We start from the raw sequence: 16212 nt of genomic DNA on the forward strand, positions 1-16212 counted from the left end.
AATGTGCGCACCCCGGCCGCCCATCGACCAGGGTGATCCACGAGTCTTCATAGCGGGGCCCTGGGCCACAAGACCTCTCAACCCCGCCACCCTCATAGCGTCTGAGCGGCAGAGCAGGGGACGGGCCTCGACGCGGCGCCACGGGCGGAGCACGTCCTGAGCGGCATCAGACGGCGCGCAGCACCGCCACGACCTTGCCCAGGATCTCGGCGTGGTCCCCGAGGATCGGGGCGAAGGACGGATTGTGCGGCATCAACCAGACGTGGTCGTCACGGCGGGCGAACGTCTTGACGGTGGCCTCGCCGTCGATCATCGCCGCGACGATCTCGCCCTTCTGCGCCTCCTGCTGGCTGCGCACGACCACCCAGTCCCCGTCGCAGATGGCGGCATCGATCATCGAGTCGCCTACGACCTGCAGCAGGAAGAGGTCCCCATCGCCCACCAGGCGCGAGGGCAGGGTGAAGACGTCCTCGATCTGCTCCTCGGCGGTGATGGGGACGCCGGCGGCGATCCGGCCGACCAGTGGGACCGAGACGGAGTTCGCGGAGACCTCCGGAACCGGCGGCGGCTCGGGGGCCCCATCGTCCTCGGGCAGGAACACCTCCATCGCGCGCGGACGCTTGGGGTCGCGGCGCAGGAACCCCTTGCGCTCGAGGGCCTGCAGCTGATGGGAGACCGACGAGGATGAGGTCAGGCCGACCGCGTCACCGATCTCCCGCATGCTCGGCGGGTACCCGCGCGCGGCGATCGCGGCATTGATGGTCTCCAGCACCAGGCGCTGACGCCGGGTGAGCCCGGCGGTCGCGGCGTCGGCCGGCGCGTCGCCCCGTGCCCTGGTCGGCTGACTGGGGGTGGGGATGCTCGACATCATCGGGCAGGCCTCCTGGCTTCGTCTGTCGGACCCTCGCGGTTCCGTTGTCCTGTCACCCAGCGTAGGGCGGCACGCACCGGATGCCAAACACCTGTTCGAGGTTTCCCTTGCGTGTCGCGCGGCGATGGGGCTACAGTCGCACACACATTCGATCGAACAGGAGTTCGGACATGCGTACGGAAACAGCCGCTGTTCTCCCCTTCCCGCAGCGCCGCACCGAGCCGGGCGAGGGCGCCGGTCGAGCGAACGTTCGACTCGAGGTCAGTCGCCGCGGGCGCCTCGTGCTGATGATGATCGCCTTCGTGCTCGGCCTGCTGGTGGCCGCCGCTGCGCTGCTCGCCTTCGACGTCCCGTTCGCGCTCGCCGACTCCGAGGACGAGCAGCAGGTCACGGTGACCGTCGAGGCCGGGGACACCTTGTGGGGGTACGCCGAGCAGTACGCTCCGGAGGGGATGAGCCCGCACGAGTTCGTGACCGAGGCGCGCAACCTCAACCATCTGCCCACCGGGCGCATCACCGCCGGCCAGCAGATCGAGCTGCCGGCCGCCGAGGGCGCGGCCCACTGACACTCCGGGTGCCGGCCTGACGTCCGGGACGCGGCGGTATCCTGAGTGGATGCACTGCCCGTTCTGCCGCCATCCCGATTCCCGGGTCGTGGACTCCCGCACGTCGGACGATGGCGCGACCATCCGGCGCCGACGACAGTGCCCGAACTGCTCCCGGCGCTTCTCCACCTCGGAGACCGCATCGCTGTCGGTGCAGAAGCGCTCCGGTGTGAGCGAGCCGTTCAGCCGCGCGAAGGTGATCTCAGGCGTCCGCAAAGCCTGCCAGGGCCGGCCGGTCTCCGATGACGAGCTGGCGATGCTCGCCCAGCGGGTCGAGGAGGACATCCGCGCCAGCGGCCAGGCAGAGGTCGAGGCTCACCAGGTGGGTCTGTCGATCCTGCAGCCTCTCCAGGAACTCGACCTGGTGGCCTACCTCCGGTTCGCGAGCGTCTACCAGGACTTCGACTCGCTCGATGACTTCGATGCGGCGATCGCCCGGTTGCGGGCCGAGGGCGGCGGCACGGCCCGGGGCGCAGCGAGCCCGGCAAGCTCGGACTGACCCGCGGCAGGTGCGGACCGACCGGCGCGAGTGTCGGCTCGAGCCCGATCCGACGCCTCTCCGGGAGCCCTCGGATCGACGGATTATGTGGACGTGGTTCAGGACCACGGCCGGCTGTGCATAGGATATCCCTCGTGCACTCACGCAGTGCACACCTGATCGGCGGTCGTGGAGGGGAAGCCACGGCCGCCGATCCCTCTCTCAGGCCGGCTCGATGCCGGGCGGCAGATCCCGGGCGTGGACGATGCCGAGATGCTGCGTGGTCCGCGTCATCGCGACGTAGAGACCCCCGGCGCCGTGGTCCTCGACCAGCTCGGCCGGCTCGACGATGATCACGCCGTCGAACTCCAGGCCCTTGGCCTCCTGAGCGGTCATCACGGCGACCTCGTCGTCGACACCCGCAGACCCGCCGCCCACGCTGGGCAGGTCCGGGCGCGAACTCAGATCCTTCAGCATGGCAGCCGTCCGCCCCTCGGCCGTGATGACGGCCAGCCGTCCGATCCCGTCGGCGTGCGCGGCGGCGACCGCATCCCCGGCCCGCTGTGCCAGCTCCGGCTCGGCCGCGCGCTCGATGAGGGGGCCCCGATCGCCCTCGCGCACCGAGCTGACCGTTGTCACCGGCAGGTCGTGAGCCGTCGCCATCGCGACCGCTCGATCCATGATCCGGCTCGGAGTGCGGTAGTTCACAGTCAGGCGCTCCACCTGGAGCCGATCCTGCACGTAGGGGCCGAGCGCATCGGACCACGACGCCGTGCCGCCGGCCGAGGAGGTCTGGGCGACGTCGCCGACCACGGTGAACGACTTGGTGGGGGCCCGTCGCATCAGCGCGCGCCAGCTCATCGGGGAGTGCTCCTGCGCTTCATCCACCACCACGTGTCCGTAGGTCCAGCTGCGCTCGGAGGACGCCCGCTCGGCGAGCGTGCGGCCGTCCCGCAGCTGACTGACCTGGTCGGCGAGGTCCTCGGCGCGCACGATGCCGGAGGTGTCGATGTTCTCGATCACCTTGCGGGCGTAGTCGACGTCGGCCTCGCGCCGGCCGGCGGCCTCGCGGGCACGTGCCTCCGCCGGCGCGGCATCCTCCCCGAGGAGTTCGGCGACCTCGTCGAGCAGCGGGATGTCCTCGACGGTCCACGGGGAGTCCTTGGGGCGCACCAGCACGTCGACCCGGTCGGCCAGCGACCGCGGAGCTGCGGCCCGCAGCCGGTCGGGCCGGGAGAACAGGATCCGCAGGAAACCCTGCGGGGTGTAGGGGAGCCAGGCGAGATTCAGCTGTCGCTTGATCTCGGGGTCATGCCGCAGGTCCGAGAGCAGATCCGGTCGGTCCTCCGGGACGACGGTGTGTCCGCGGGCCTTGAGAGCCTTCTCGTAGCTCTCGACGAGGCGGTCCATGGCGGCTCGCACGAACACGGCGCGGGCGGCGTTGTGGGGCTTGTGGGTGGCACGTGCCTCGCGGCGGGCGGACCGGATCGCATCCCGGGTGAGCGTGAGCGGCGTGCCGTCGATGCGCAGCGTGATGTCGGACGCCGGGACCACCTGGCGCTGCTTGACGGCACGGGCGATCAGCTCGGTCATGGCGACGTCGCCCTTGAGGCGAGCGACGTCATCGGTGTCATGGACGAACGTCTCGATGCCGGGGAAGAGCTCGCCGGGGGTCAGCATGACCACGCCGGATTCTCCGAGGCTCGGCAGCACGCGCTCGATGTAGCGCAGGAACCCCGGGGTGGGGGCCATGATCAGCACGCCGGAATGCTCGAGGCGGCGACGGTGGGTGTACAGCAGGTAGGCGGCGCGGTGCAGGGCTACCGCGGTCTTGCCCGTGCCCGGCCCGCCCTGGACGACGAGGACACCACGGTTCTCGGAGCGGATGATGCGGTCCTGCTCGGACTGGATGGTGGCGACGATGTCCCCCATGCGCCCCGTGCGCTGGCCCGAGACGGCTGCGAGCAGAGCTCCCTCGCCCTGGAGCACCACGTCGTGATCCTCGTTGTCCAGGACCGACTGGTCCAGCACGTCGTCCTCGAGACCGACGACGGTCCGGCCGCGGCTGATCAGGTGCCGGCGCAGGCGCACTCCCTGACGGTCGGTGCTGGTGGCCTGGTAGAAGGCGGCCGCCGCAGGTGCGCGCCAGTCCACCAGGAGCTGCTCGCGGTCCGGGGTGAACAGGCCGATCCGGCCGATGTAGCGGCGGGCCTCGTCCTCGGTGTCGAGGCGGCCGAACACGACGCTGCGGGCGACCGAGCGCAGCAGGGCGAGCCGATCCTCGTACAGCGCCATGAACGAGTCGCGCTCGGACCGATTCTGGTGCGTCGATGCGTGCTGCGAGGCTTGGATCTGGTCGAGATTGCCCTCGACCTGGCCGATCAGTTCATCCAGTCGCTCGTAGAGCCGATCGGCGTAGGCCTGTTCACGCGCGATCTCCCGAGCGATCTGTCCTTCAGCGTCGTCCACGGACCTGTTCCCCCTGACGGTTGATCCTCACGCCCCGCCGCGCCGGGCGGACCCGGGGTCGGCGAAGCACGGTGGTCCATTATGGTGGACGGGTCTGGGTGTGCGTGCCATCCGGTACGTGACATCCAGCCGGCCGCGAGGGAGGAGACGCCGATGCGTGACCCGCGTGACCTGTACCGGTTCGAGTCCGCCGATGTGCTGGCGGCAGTGCCCCGTACCGGTCTGACTCTGGTCCATGCCCTGCCGGGTCTGGTCGATGCGGGCAATGCCTGCAAGATCGCCTCCACGTACCTGCGTGATGAGCTGCGGCATCTGCGGCTCGTCTCGTTCGACATGGACGAGCTGCTGGACTATCGCGGCTCCCGTCCGCAGGCGGTCTTCGACGGGACGTCGTACACGAGCGTCGACGTCCCGGATCTGACTCTGTCGCTGATGTACGACGAGGCGGACCGTCCCTTCCTCTTCCTCGACGGGCCGGAGCCGGACCTCCAGTGGCGCCGGCTCGCCGAGGCGCTGATCGATCTGGTCGAGTTCTTCGAGGTCGAACGCGTGGTCGGGATGCAGGCGGTTCCCATGGCCGTCCCGCACACCCGTCCGATCGGTCTGTTCGCGCACGCCAACGATCCCTCCCTGCTGGGGCGGCCCCAGGCCCAGGGCACGCCCGCCCCCGGCACGAGCATGGGCGACGAGGACGGGGAGTCCTCGGAGATCGTCGTGCCGGCGGCGTTCGGCGCTCTGCTGGAGAACCGGCTCGGCAGTGCGGACCACCCGGCGATGGGATACGCGGCGCAGATCCCGCATTACCTCACCAGGACCGATTTCCCGGCCGGAGCCCTCGCGCTGCTGAGGCGGGTCAGCGGCGCGGCCGGACTCGACCTGCCCCTGGTCCACCTGGGAGATCTCACGGACGCGGCGACCGTCGCCCTGCAGGAGACCCTCGCGCAGAACAGCGAGGTGCGCCAGATCGTCACCGCCCTGGAGGAGCAGTACGACTCCACCGGTGAGGACGGCGATTCCACGCCGATCGGGACCACGATGGACCTGCCGACGGCCGAGGAGATCGGGGAGCACTTCGAGCGCTTCCTGGCCGATCACGACGACGGCCCCGAGGATCCGCCCCGGCTGTGAGGACCGGGTCTTCGGGTCCGTCCGGCCCGGGTGCCGCCTGCCCGCACCGTGAGGCCGAAGTCGCCCCTCAGGCGCTCTCTCCCGCGTCGGCTCCGGTGCCAGGGACCGCTCAGTGCGTCCGGTCGGCACTGCGGAGTTCGTTACGCCTTCGTGACCGTGCGTCGCGGAACTCCGTGTGAACGGGGCCACGGCCGTGACAGAATGGTGGTGTTGCGGTGATGCAGGTCCAGCAGGAAAGTCCGTCGACGGTGCCTCGGCACAGCAGTACGGCATGCACCTGACGCCACCCGCCTCGGCGGGGGACGGCTTCACGCGGCACCGCGATCGCGCATTGCGATCGTTGATGGACGACACAGAAGGTGACAGGTATGGCACAGGGCTCGGTCAAGTGGTTCAACGCCGAAAAGGGCTACGGATTCATCGAGATCGACGGAGGCGGCGCAGACGTCTTCGTGCACCACAGCAAGATCGACATGGACGGCTACCGCGCCCTCGACGAGGGTCAGCGCGTGGAGTTCGAGGTCAGCCAGGGCGACAAGGGGCCGCAGGCCGAGCAGGTTCGCCCCCTCTGATCCACGGCAACTCCCCGAATCTCACGGGCCGGGCAGGAGCATCGCGCTCCTGCCCGGCCCGTCGTCGTCCGGGCGGTCACCGGGATGGAGCACCGGCCCGCCCCTGATCCTGGCCCAGGATCTTTCCTGCTCGAGCCAGGGCGGCAACCTGGGACGCCGGTGCCAGCCGTACCGAGACCGCATCCGACCGCAGCGCACGATCGATGCCCTCCGGCAGCGGCTGATCCGAGGCCACCAGGACGCAGTTGCCCCGGCGCTTGCCGGTCAGGTGCGCGGGCTCGGCGATGGCGCCCACGTACCCGAACACGGCCGAGAGGGTCGCGATCTCGTCGGCGAGCAGCCCGGTCCCGGGCGGTGCCGCACAGTTGGCGAGATAGATCCCTCCGCCGCGGAGCACCCGCGCCGCGTGCTCCGCGGCGTGGATGCTTATCAGCGGTTCGGGAGTGACCGGGCCGGAGAACACATCCCGGACCAGCACATCGAAGCGGTCATCGCGCCACGATTCCAACGCCGTCAGCGCGTCGTCGATGCGCAGGCGCAGCTGCGGCGAGCGCGGCAGGTCGAACCAGGTGCGCACCTGCTTCGCCAGCAGCTCGTCGATCTCCACGACGATCTGCCGGGAACGGGGGTACCGGGAGGCGATGGCCCGCGGCAGCGAGCAGCCGCCTCCGCCCAGGTGGGCGACCTGCAGTGCCCCAGCGGCGACGTCACCCTCGGCCTCGTACCCGGCCGGCCCGCCGAATCCCTCGTCGAGGACGAGCAGCATCCAGCGCATGTACTCGAACACCAGATGCTCGGGATCGGGGTTCAGCTGCGACGAGGGCACCCCGTTGACATCCAGCAGCACGGAGCCGTCGTTCTCCAGGGTGAGCCGGGCGGTACCCGTGGAGACGGGGATGGCGGTGTCGAGCGGACCGAGGTGCTCGAAGGGGGCGTGACGCACACGCTGGCGACGGGGCATCGACCCACTGTAGGAGACCTCGGGTCCCGGCGCGCGGCGACCGTTCCTCCCCAATGCTCCGTCCTCCACTCGAAACAGCCGCGCGGCTCATCCGTCGGAGCCCGCCTCTAGCGTTCACGGTACGACGCAGCCACAGCGATCACGCGGATCGCACGGTCGGCTCGACGTGGACCAGGAGAGGAGCACCGATGAGCACCACGCAGTCCCGCCGGCGAGGAGACGCCTCCACGCTCTCGGCCGGCTCCCGCAGCCTGCGACTGCGTCTCGCGCACCTGGACCAGGACCAGGCAGATCTCGAACGCGCCCGCGATCTCCTTCGGCAGGGGAGTGCCGCGGCCGCCGACGATCCCCGCGAAGCGTTCGAACTGGTCCACCGCGCAGCGCTGCGTGGGGCGGGCGTGCTGGTCGCCCGCGCCAATCGCGACCGCCGCCGGAAGCTCCCCCTGAATGTGTGGACCGCGCTGGAACGCCTCGGCGGCCCGGACGCGGAGCGCGCGAGCCGCCTGACACCTCTGGTCGCCGAACGGGTCCGTCTGGACCGTGATCCGACGGCGATGCCCGACCCTCAGCTGCTTCGCCAGCATCTCGAGCAGACCGGGGAGCACCTGGAGGAGATCTCCGAGCGCGTCCTCGCCGACCTGCCCGCGCACATGACGGCACTGGCCGGCTGATCCGATCGCCGACCGCCAGGCGGGTCCCGGCACGGAGGTCCCGAGTAGAGTTCCGGCACGAAGGAGGTGCCGATGGACAGTGCACGCGGTGGACGCGAGGCGGGTGCGGCCGCCGGGGCCGCCCCGGAGGAGATCCCCGGCATCCTGCACCTGGACATGGACGCCTTCTTCGCCTCCGTCGAGGTCCGTGACGATCCCGGCCTGCGCGGCCTTCCCGTCGTGGTCGGGGGATCGGGCGCCCGCGGAGTGGTGGCGGCCGCGAGCTACCCCGCCCGCCGCCGCGGTATCCGCTCGGCCATGGCGATGTCCACGGCGCGGCGCCTGGCTCCGGATCTTGTGATCATCCCGCCCCGTATCGATCGCTACCGCGAGACGTCGGCGCGCGTCATGGAGCTGTTGGCGTCCGTGGTCGCCCAGGTCGAGCAGATCAGCATCGATGAGGCCTTCCTCGACGTCCGCGGCGCGCGCCGGCTCTTCGGGGAGCCCGAGGACGTCGCCGCTCTGCTGAGGGGGAAGATTCGCGACGAGCTCGGGCTGCCCAGCTCCGTGGGCGGTTCGGTCTCGCGTCCTGTCGCCAAGATCGCGTCGGCACAGGCCAAGCCCGACGGCATGCTCATCGTGCCCGCGGCGCAGACCGCCGAGTTCCTGGCGCCGCTGCCGGTCTCGGTGATCTCGGGCATCGGCCCGAAGGCCGTGGAGTCCCTGGAGCGGATCGGGGTGCACACCGTCGGTCAGGTCCGCGAGATCCCGCTGACGACGCTGACCCGGGCGCTCGGCCCGCGGGCCGCGGAGGTGGCCAGGCTGGCCGACGGCAGCGATCGCACCGGGCTCGGGCAACGGGTGCGTGATAAGTCGCTGGGCACCGAGCGCACCTGGGACGAGGACCTCACCGATCCAGGAGAAGTGCGCCGGCGGATCACCGTGATGGCCGATGACGTCGCCCGGCAGCTGCGCCGTTCCGGGTTCGTGGCGCGGACCGTGGTGCTCAAGCTCCGCAGTCCCGACGGGACCACGATCACGCGATCCTCGAGCCTGGAGCATCCGACGGCCAGCGGAGAGAGACTGCGAGAACAGGTCGTCGCCCTCTGGGATCGCGAGCGGCACCGGCTGCGCAGGGTCCGTCTGGCCGGGGTGCGGGCCACCCATCTGGAGCCGGCCTCCGGTGCTCCCATCCAGCATGAGCTGACCGCGCGGTCCGCAGGCTGGCACGACCTCGAGGCGGCTATGGACCGCACTCTGGACCGATTCGGGTCCTCGAGTCTCAGCAGGGGCTCCACGCTGGGCCCGCCGCCCGACGGGTCGCAGCAGACCGGGCCGGACCAGGGTTCGGCGCACCCCTGAGCGCAGGCGGCGGCGCCGGTGTCGCGCTGCTCGAGCGCGAGTGTTCCCATTACTCAGGAAGGGGCTCTAAACTGGGTGAACCGCCGACGAGGGCAGTGGTCCACCAGGGCCCCTCCACGATCGGCGGCCGGGGCGCCGACCAGGCGCGAAAGGACGGGGACAAGGAGCGGGACCATGCCGCTGTCTGAACACGAGCAGAAGATGCTCGACGAGATGGAACGTCAGCTCTACGCCGACGATCCGCGCCTCGCGCGCGCTTTCACGCCGGCCAAGAACCCGCGTCGCAACGGGCGCCGGATCGCCATCGGGCTCGGAGGGGTGGTCGTCGGCCTCGGAGTCCTGGTCCTGGCCGTGGCTCTGCCCGCCGTCTGGCTCGGAGTGATCGCCTTCCTGGGGATGCTCGCCGGCGCGATCTACGCGGTCACCGCTCCCGGGTCGTCCACGCAGGATGACGGTTCGTCGGGCAACGGAGGCAACGGCGGATCCGGGCCCGGAGCCCCGCGCGGCGACAGCGGTGGCACCTTCATGCGGAAGCTGGAGGAGCGCTGGGAGAAGCGGTCCGGGGACGATCCCCGACTGTGATCCTCTCCGCAAGCGGACTCCCGAGGCTCGATCCCGCCTGCCGGGGCTAGCCGCCGCCTGCCGGATCCTTCCGGTACGGGCCAGCAGTAGCCCGCGGCCGGATCCTGCCCGCAGAAGTTAGCTGCTGCCCGCGTCCGGATCCTGCCCGCAGAAGTTAGCTGCTGCCCGCGTCCGGATCCTGCCCGCAGAAGTTAGCTGCTGCCCGCGTCCGGATCCTGCCCGCAGAAGTTAGCTGCTGCCCGCGTCCGGATCCTGCCCGCAGAAGTTAGCTGCTGCCCGCGTCCGGATCCTGCCCGGCGGTACTCCAGCGACCAGGCGCGGCGCATATCGCCGCGCCTGTGCGTGTCAGTACCGTCCAGCCGGAAACGCCCGCGCAGCACGCCGGTCGGAGCGCCCGCGCAGCACGCCGGTCGGAGCGCCCGCGCAGCACACCGGCCGGAGCGCCCGCGCAGCGTGCCGACTGGACCCGGGCAGCGGTTCCTGACGCACTGGGCCCGACGACGCACACCCTGCTCCACCGATGCCCCGGCTCCCTCGAGCCGGGGCATCGTCATGCCCCGGCGGGTACTCCCTCCGCGCCACGCCCAGGCGTTTCCCCCGGATTCCCCACATCCCTCCACCGGAGCCCTCCCTCTCGCTCCACCGCCATCCCCGCGTTCCTCCTCGTGCCGGCCGCGGTGCTATGACCTGCGACTTTGGTGAACGTGAGGCTCGGGCGTGCCGACGGCGCCCGGTCCCGCCGGGCGCTGTGGCGGCCTCGCCAACGCGCCGCGCGGAGATTTCCCCCACCTTGCACCACGTCTCTGACCTGGGTTGATGTGACGAAGCGCCGTCGTTCTGGGGGCAGGGGTAGCGGTATGTGGGGACTAGTGGGGTAAAGTGGAGCGCGTTGGGAGGAGATGGGTTTCGGATCGCACGAGTCACGGTGAGTGAAGGGGGGTCGAGATGTTCCTCGGCACCTTCACGCCCAAGCTCGACGAGAAGGGACGCCTGATCTTCCCGGCCAAGTTCCGCGACGAGCTCGCCTCGGGACTGGTCATGACTCGTGGGCAGGAGCACTGCATCGCCGTGTACCCGCTCGCCGAGTTCCGCCAGAAGCTCGAGGAGGCCCGTCGGGCGCCCACCACCGATCGCCGCACGCGCGACTACCTGCGTGTGCTGCTGTCCGGCGCGGAGGACGTCATCCCGGACAAGCAGGGCCGGATCACCATCCCGGGACATCTGCGCGGTTACGCGGACCTGGACCGGGAGTGCGCCGTCATCGGTGCACTCGACCGGCTCGAGATCTGGTCGCTCCCGGCCTGGGAGCGCTACCTCGAGCAGAAGGAAGAAGGCTTCGCCGAGACCTCCGAAGAGGTGGTCCCCGGCCTGTTCTGAGTTCCGCCCGAGGGCCATCCGTCCTGTGAGACCTCTCGTCGTTCCCGCCCCGATGCAACTTCCCCGGCAGCGGGTCGGGAACGACGAGGAATCTGACAGGACGGCACCGCGACCAGGAACCCGGGGCCGACCGGGACGGAGCGATCCGCACCCGGACCACGGCATCCAGAACACGGAACACCGACAGCACACACCGGACCCAGGGGAGGGGTGACATGGACGAGACGCAGCGCGACCTGCCCGCGGAGGACCGGCACGTCCCCGTGCTGCTCGAGACCTCGGTCGAGCTCCTCGCCCCCGCCCTCCAGGAGCCCGGAGCCGTCCACGTCGACGCCACCCTCGGGATGGGCGGCCACGCCGCCGCCGTCCTCCACGCCGCTCCCCAGGCCCGGCTCGTCGGGATCGACCGCGATCCGCAGGCGCTCGAACTCGCCCGCCGTCGGCTGGAGCAGGAGGGGCTGGGGGAGCGGGCCACCCTCGTCCACGCCACCTACGACGAGATCCCCGACGTCCTGGAGGAGCTCGGGCTGCCCGGCGCCCACGGCGTGATGATGGACCTGGGCCTGTCCAGCTTCCAGATCGACACCGCCGAGCGAGGCTTCTCCTACGCGGCCGACGCGCCGCTGGACATGCGGATGGACACTTCATCGGACGGCCCCACCGCCGCTGATCTCCTGCGCGAGCTCCCCGAGGCCGAGATCTCCCGCATCCTCCACGACCTCGGGGACGAGCGCTTCGCCCGCCGTATCGCCCGCCGCATCGTCGAGCGCCGCCAGGAGGCTCCGCTGACCCGCAGCGGCGAGCTGGTCGAGCTGCTGGACCGCGCGGTCCCCGCCGCCTCCAAGGCCAGCGGAGGGCACCCGGCCAAGCGCACCTTCCAGGCGCTGCGGATCGCCGTGAACCAGGAGCTCGAGATCCTCGCCTCCGCGATCGACTCCGCCCTGGACTGCCTGCACGTGGGCGGCCGCATCGTCGTGGAGTCCTACCACTCGGGCGAGGACCGCCTGGTCAAGACCGCCTTCGCGCGACGGACCCGGTCCTCGGCACCCCCCGGACTGCCGGTCGAGCTCGAGGAGCACCGGCCCACCTTCACCCCGCTCGTGCGCGGGGCCCTCCAGGCCGACGAGATCGAGCGCGGATCCAACGCCCGCGCCGGATCCGTCCGGCTCCGCGCACTGACCCGTACCCGATCCGCCGAGGGAGCACACTGAGATGGCCACCACGTCAGCCGTTCACGCCCCCGCCGTCCGCCCGGTCCGCAAGCCCGGGACGAGCGCCGCCCCGAAGCCGCGACTGACCGTCGTCGCCGCCCCGAAGGCCGCCGGCAGTTCGATGCCGTTCACCCTCCTGTGCACCCTGATCGTCGCGGCCACGCTCGCGGCACTGCTGTACATGAACATCCAGATGTCCGGCACCAGCTACGAGATCACCCGGCTGCAGAGCCAATCCCAGCGGCTGACCGAGGAGCGCCAGGCGCTCGCGGAGACCAATGAACGGCTCGGCACGCCGCAGGAGCTCGAGCGCCAGGCCCGCGAGATCGGCATGGTCCCGGTCAGCGATCCGGCATATATCGACCTCGACACGGGCGAGGTCATCGGTGAGACGTCCCCGTCGGAGCAGACTGAGGGCAATCCGGAACTCAAGGAGGTGCCTGCGGAGGCCGCCGTCCCGCAGGCAGAGATCTACGACGAGCCCGAGAGCTACCACGGCATGGGCAACGAGGGCAACGAGGGAGACTGACCATGGCGCGGTCCCGCAGCTCGCGCACCACCCGGGCCCGCCGGCCCGCGGGCGGGGCGCGCTTCCCCCAGGCCCGGGTCGGCGCCCCGGCCGTTCGTCACCGGTTGCTGATCTGCATGATCATGGTCGCCGTCATGGCACTGTCCGGACGGTTGATCTGGGTCCAGGGCCTGGACGCGAGCGCGCGGGCGCAGGAGGCGATCGAGCAGCGCACCGTCGAGCGCACCATCCCGGCTCTGCGCGGGGACATCCTCGACCGTGACGGCACCACGATGGCCAGCTCCGTCGAGCGCTACGACCTGTGGGTCAACCAGCGGCAGGTCGACGACTACAAGCAGAACGCCGAGGACGGGGAGGCCTCCGGCGTCGAGGCCGCCGCCCAGGAGCTGGCGCCCGTGCTCGACATGTCCGTCGCCGACACCGAGAAGGCCCTCACCGGCGACAGCGGGTTCAAGTACCTCCAGAAGAACGTCGACCCCAAGGTGCGCGACGCGGTGATCTCACTGCGGATCAACGGCATCGGCGCCGACCGCGTCGCCGACCGCATCTATCCGGCCGGGTCCGTCGGCGGCAACATCCTCGGCTTCGTCGGATCCGACGGCACCGCGCTGGCCGGCACCGAGCTGTCGTTCGACGAGGCACTCAGCGGCACCGACGGAAAGACCACCTACGAGCGCGGGGCCGGCGGTCAGATCATCCCGACCGGGAAGCAGGAGACCACCCCTGCCGTCGACGGCAGTGATGTGGTGCTCACCATCGATCGCGACCTGCAGTGGAAGGCGCAGCAGATCGTCGCCGGAGCCGTGGATCAGTGGGGCGCCACCGGCGGCAGCGCGGTCGTGCTGAACGCCCAGACCGGTCAGGTGCTGGCCCTGGCCGAGCACCCCACCTTCGACCCCAACGACCCCGGTGCCGCCGAGGAGAAGAACCGCGGCAACCGGTCGATCTCCAGCGTGTTCGAGCCGGGCTCGACGGGGAAGCTGTTCACGATGTCCGCCGCCCTGGAGGAAGGAAAGGTGACGCCGGAGTCGCAGTACGAGATTCCCTACGAGAAGTACTTCGACGGGCACCGGATCAAGGACTCCCACTACCACGAGCACCAGCGGCTCACCCTCGCGGGCGTGCTCAAGCACAGCTCCAACGTCGGCACCGTCCAGGTCGCCGAGACTCTCTCCCCGGACACTCGCTACGACTACCTGCGCGCCTTCGGCCTCGGCGAGCCGACCGGGGTGGAGCTGCCGGGCGAGTCCGCCGGCATACTCCGCCCGGCCGATGAGTGGAACGGGCGCACCCGCTATACGGCATCGTTCGGACAGGGGTACAGCGTCAATGCCCTGCAGATGGTCTCCGCCGTCGGCACCTTCGCCAACGACGGCGTGCGGGTCCAGCCCTCGCTCATCGACGGCACCCGTCAGGAGGATGGCAGCATCGAGCCGGCTCACCAGGCCGAGAGCACCCGCGTGGTCTCCAGCGAGACGGCTGCGACGATGCGCGCCCTCATGGACAACAACGTCGAGGAGGGCTCCGCAGCCAGCGTGACGGGCTATGCCACCGCCGGGAAGTCCGGGACCGCGCAGACCGGGAAGGACACCTACACCGCCTCCTTCATCGGTTTCGCCCCGGCCGACGACCCCGACCTCGTGGTCGGCGTGTTCCTCTTCGGTCTGGACAGCTTCATCTCCGGGACCAAGTCCGCCTCCCCCGCCTTCTCCGAGCTGACCACCTTCGCCCTGCAGAACCAGGGCATCCCGCCCACCGGTCAGCCGGGCCGCGAGCTGGAGAACGAGTGGTGAGCGACGCCGTGCCCCCTGCTCCTCAGCCTCCCGCGGACTCTGCGGCCGACGGATCCCGCGACGCGGAACCGATCATCGACCCCGCTCGGCCCCGTCGGCCCGCAGGCGCGGGCGCAGGTGCCGTCGCGCGCGCACTGGGAGCCCCTGCGCCCGTCGAGGATCTGCCCCTGACCGGGGTCACCCTCGACTCCCGCAGCGTCCTGCCCGGGGACCTGTGGTGCGCGCTGCCGGGAGCCACCGCCCACGGCGCCGACTTCGCCGTCCAGGCTCGCGAGCTGGGGGCGGTCATGGCGCTGACGGACCCCACCGGCGAGGAGCGCTGCCGCCGCGCCGGTCTGCCTGTGCTCGTGGTCGAGGACCCCCGGCGGGCCACCGCCGTCGCCGCGGCGCTGGTCCAGGGCAGGCCTGCCGACCACCTTCGCACCGTCGGCGTGACCGGCACCAACGGCAAGACGTCGGTGACCACGGTCGTGACCCGCGCGCTGGACGCCCTCGGCGTGCCCGCCGGCGTGATCGGCACCAGCGGCACCACCTACCGCTCCGCCGACGGGACCGAGCATGCCGTCTCCACCGTGCGCACCACGCCTGAGGCCCCCGAACTGCACGGCATCCTCGCCCGCATGCGCGAGGACCGCGTGGAGGTCGCCTCCATGGAGGTCTCCAGTCACGCCCTGGTCCTCCACCGGGCCGACGGTCTGGTCTTCGACATCGCCTGCTTCACCAACCTCAGCCAGGACCACCTGGACTTCCACGGCTCGATGGAGGAGTACTACGCCGCCAAGCGACGCCTGTTCACTCCCGAGCACTCGGCCCGCGGCATCGTCTGTGTCGACGGCGAGTGGGGCCGGCGGCTGGCCCGCGAGGCAGAGGTGCCCGTGACCACCTATGCCACCCTGCCCGAGGTGCAGGCGGATCACACCGCGAGCGCCATCCGCGCCGAGGAGTACGGCAGCACCTTCACCGTCCACGGCCCCGAGGGGACGCGCACGCTGCACGCCGCCCTCCCCGGCCGCCACTACGTCGCCAACACCCTCGCCGCCGAGCTGCTGCTGGCCGCGGTCGGGCACAGCGGCCCCCACGTGACCCGCGCCCTCGCCGAGGCCGGCACGGTGCCCGGTCGGATGGAGCTGGTGGCCCTGGAGCCGGTGCGCGGCGTGGTCGACTACTCCCACACCGCCGACGCCCTCGAACAGGCGCTGAGCACCCTGCGCACCGTCCCTGGCACCCGACGGCTGCTGGTCGTGATGGGAGCCGGCGGGGACCGTGACCGCAGCAAACGACCGGTCATGGGCGAGGTCGCCGCCCGCCTCGCGGACGTGGTGATCATCACGGACGACAACCCCCGCACCGAAGACCCGGCCGAGATCCGCCGCGCCGTGCGCTCCGGCATCCCCGCAGGGACGAACGCGCAGGTCCACGACGTGGAAGGACGGGGCGACGCGATCGATCTCGCCGTCCGACTGGCCGACGTGGCAGACACCATCCTCGTGGCGGGCAAGGGGGCCGAGGCCGGACAGCAGATCGGCGGTATCGTCCATCCGTTCGATGACCGCCTCCGGCTGCGCGACGCGCTGGCCGCGCGCGGCGGATCGGGCGCCGACGACACCGACGGAGGACGCTGACC

At 71.0% G+C, this 16212-nt stretch carries 15 protein-coding genes; 12 read left to right on the plus strand and 3 right to left on the minus strand.

The window, feature by feature from the left end; translation table 11 throughout:
* Nucleotides 1-166: 166 nt before the first annotated feature.
* The gene (lexA, locus tag ACFQRJ_RS10455) at nt 167-868 is read right to left on the minus strand and encodes a transcriptional repressor LexA (RefSeq protein WP_377019005.1); all 702 of its coding nucleotides are present in this window, start codon (nt 866-868) and stop codon (nt 167-169) included.
* A 173-nt stretch (nt 869-1041) separates the two neighbouring features.
* Between lexA and ACFQRJ_RS10460 the strand changes: the two genes are divergently transcribed.
* Nucleotides 1042-1437 carry a LysM peptidoglycan-binding domain-containing protein gene (locus ACFQRJ_RS10460; RefSeq protein ID WP_377019006.1) on the plus strand — a complete coding sequence of 132 codons (396 nt, stop codon included), beginning with the start codon at nt 1042-1044 and terminating at the stop codon, nt 1435-1437.
* A gap of 49 nt (nt 1438-1486) precedes the next feature.
* The gene (gene nrdR / locus ACFQRJ_RS10465; protein WP_377019007.1) at nt 1487-1975 is read left to right on the plus strand and encodes a transcriptional regulator NrdR; all 489 of its coding nucleotides are present in this window, start codon (nt 1487-1489) and stop codon (nt 1973-1975) included.
* Nucleotides 1976-2176: 201 nt separating this feature from the next.
* Here nrdR and ACFQRJ_RS10470 read toward each other — a convergent pair whose 3' ends face one another.
* On the minus strand, nt 2177-4423 hold the full coding sequence (locus tag ACFQRJ_RS10470; RefSeq protein ID WP_377019008.1) for a HelD family protein: 2247 nt from the start codon (nt 4421-4423) through the stop codon (nt 2177-2179).
* Nucleotides 4424-4576: 153 nt separating this feature from the next.
* Between ACFQRJ_RS10470 and ACFQRJ_RS10475 the strand changes: the two genes are divergently transcribed.
* Both ACFQRJ_RS10475 and ACFQRJ_RS10480 read left to right on the plus strand, forming a co-directional pair.
* On the plus strand, nt 4577-5551 hold the full coding sequence (locus tag ACFQRJ_RS10475; protein WP_377019009.1) for a proteasome assembly chaperone family protein: 975 nt from the start codon (nt 4577-4579) through the stop codon (nt 5549-5551).
* Nucleotides 5552-5919: 368 nt separating this feature from the next.
* A complete protein-coding gene (locus ACFQRJ_RS10480) occupies nt 5920-6123 on the plus strand; it encodes a cold-shock protein (RefSeq protein WP_010551414.1) in 204 nt (67 codons plus the stop codon).
* A 76-nt stretch (nt 6124-6199) separates the two neighbouring features.
* Here the strand turns inward: ACFQRJ_RS10480 and ACFQRJ_RS10485 are convergent, their stop codons facing one another.
* The gene (locus ACFQRJ_RS10485; protein ID WP_377019010.1) at nt 6200-7084 is read right to left on the minus strand and encodes a spermidine synthase; all 885 of its coding nucleotides are present in this window, start codon (nt 7082-7084) and stop codon (nt 6200-6202) included.
* 188 nt (nt 7085-7272) lie between these two features.
* Between ACFQRJ_RS10485 and ACFQRJ_RS10490 the strand changes: the two genes are divergently transcribed.
* The 8 genes from ACFQRJ_RS10490 (at nt 7273) to ACFQRJ_RS10525 (ending at nt 16210) form a co-directional block, all read left to right on the plus strand.
* Complete coding sequence (locus ACFQRJ_RS10490) at nt 7273-7755, plus strand: SAV_6107 family HEPN domain-containing protein (RefSeq protein ID WP_377019011.1); 483 nt, start codon at nt 7273-7275, stop codon at nt 7753-7755.
* Between the two features lie 72 nt (nt 7756-7827).
* Nucleotides 7828-9096: a DNA polymerase IV gene (gene dinB, locus ACFQRJ_RS10495; RefSeq protein WP_377019012.1), complete on the plus strand. Its 1269-nt coding sequence runs from the start codon at nt 7828-7830 to the stop codon at nt 9094-9096.
* Nucleotides 9097-9270: 174 nt separating this feature from the next.
* Nucleotides 9271-9678 carry a DUF3040 domain-containing protein gene (locus tag ACFQRJ_RS10500; protein WP_377019013.1) on the plus strand — a complete coding sequence of 136 codons (408 nt, stop codon included), beginning with the start codon at nt 9271-9273 and terminating at the stop codon, nt 9676-9678.
* A 945-nt stretch (nt 9679-10623) separates the two neighbouring features.
* Complete coding sequence (gene mraZ, locus ACFQRJ_RS10505; protein ID WP_377019014.1) at nt 10624-11055, plus strand: division/cell wall cluster transcriptional repressor MraZ; 432 nt, start codon at nt 10624-10626, stop codon at nt 11053-11055.
* A gap of 215 nt (nt 11056-11270) precedes the next feature.
* On the plus strand, nt 11271-12266 hold the full coding sequence (rsmH, locus tag ACFQRJ_RS10510) for a 16S rRNA (cytosine(1402)-N(4))-methyltransferase RsmH (RefSeq protein WP_377019015.1): 996 nt from the start codon (nt 11271-11273) through the stop codon (nt 12264-12266).
* Nucleotide 12267: 1 nt separating this feature from the next.
* Nucleotides 12268-12795, plus strand: coding sequence for a hypothetical protein (locus ACFQRJ_RS10515; protein WP_377019016.1), 528 nt, complete (start codon nt 12268-12270; stop codon nt 12793-12795).
* 2 nt (nt 12796-12797) lie between these two features.
* Entirely contained in the window at nt 12798-14588 is a 1791-nt protein-coding gene (locus ACFQRJ_RS10520) for a peptidoglycan D,D-transpeptidase FtsI family protein (RefSeq protein ID WP_377019017.1), read from the plus strand.
* Nucleotides 14585-16210, plus strand: coding sequence for a UDP-N-acetylmuramoyl-L-alanyl-D-glutamate--2,6-diaminopimelate ligase (locus tag ACFQRJ_RS10525; protein WP_377019018.1), 1626 nt, complete (start codon nt 14585-14587; stop codon nt 16208-16210). Before ACFQRJ_RS10520 ends, ACFQRJ_RS10525 begins: the two co-directional genes overlap by 4 nt.
* The last annotated feature ends 2 nt before the right edge of the window (nt 16211-16212 follow it).

It is taken from the genome of Brachybacterium sp. GCM10030252 (genome assembly GCF_042666535.1).
GTDB lineage: Bacteria > Actinomycetota > Actinomycetes > Actinomycetales > Dermabacteraceae > Brachybacterium.

Coding starts and splice junctions, on each gene's coding strand:
- lexA (WP_377019005.1), bottom strand. CDS start 868: ATGTCGAGCATCCCCACCCCCAGTCAGCCGACCAGGGCACGGGGCGAC.
- ACFQRJ_RS10460 (WP_377019006.1), top strand. CDS start 1,042: ATGCGTACGGAAACAGCCGCTGTTCTCCCCTTCCCGCAGCGCCGCACC.
- nrdR (WP_377019007.1), top strand. CDS start 1,487: ATGCACTGCCCGTTCTGCCGCCATCCCGATTCCCGGGTCGTGGACTCC.
- ACFQRJ_RS10475 (WP_377019009.1), top strand. CDS start 4,577: ATGCGTGACCCGCGTGACCTGTACCGGTTCGAGTCCGCCGATGTGCTG.
- ACFQRJ_RS10480 (WP_010551414.1), top strand. CDS start 5,920: ATGGCACAGGGCTCGGTCAAGTGGTTCAACGCCGAAAAGGGCTACGGA.
- ACFQRJ_RS10485 (WP_377019010.1), bottom strand. CDS start 7,084: ATGCCCCGTCGCCAGCGTGTGCGTCACGCCCCCTTCGAGCACCTCGGT.
- ACFQRJ_RS10490 (WP_377019011.1), top strand. CDS start 7,273: ATGAGCACCACGCAGTCCCGCCGGCGAGGAGACGCCTCCACGCTCTCG.
- dinB (WP_377019012.1), top strand. CDS start 7,828: ATGGACAGTGCACGCGGTGGACGCGAGGCGGGTGCGGCCGCCGGGGCC.
- ACFQRJ_RS10500 (WP_377019013.1), top strand. CDS start 9,271: ATGCCGCTGTCTGAACACGAGCAGAAGATGCTCGACGAGATGGAACGT.
- mraZ (WP_377019014.1), top strand. CDS start 10,624: ATGTTCCTCGGCACCTTCACGCCCAAGCTCGACGAGAAGGGACGCCTG.
- rsmH (WP_377019015.1), top strand. CDS start 11,271: ATGGACGAGACGCAGCGCGACCTGCCCGCGGAGGACCGGCACGTCCCC.
- ACFQRJ_RS10515 (WP_377019016.1), top strand. CDS start 12,268: ATGGCCACCACGTCAGCCGTTCACGCCCCCGCCGTCCGCCCGGTCCGC.
- ACFQRJ_RS10520 (WP_377019017.1), top strand. CDS start 12,798: ATGGCGCGGTCCCGCAGCTCGCGCACCACCCGGGCCCGCCGGCCCGCG.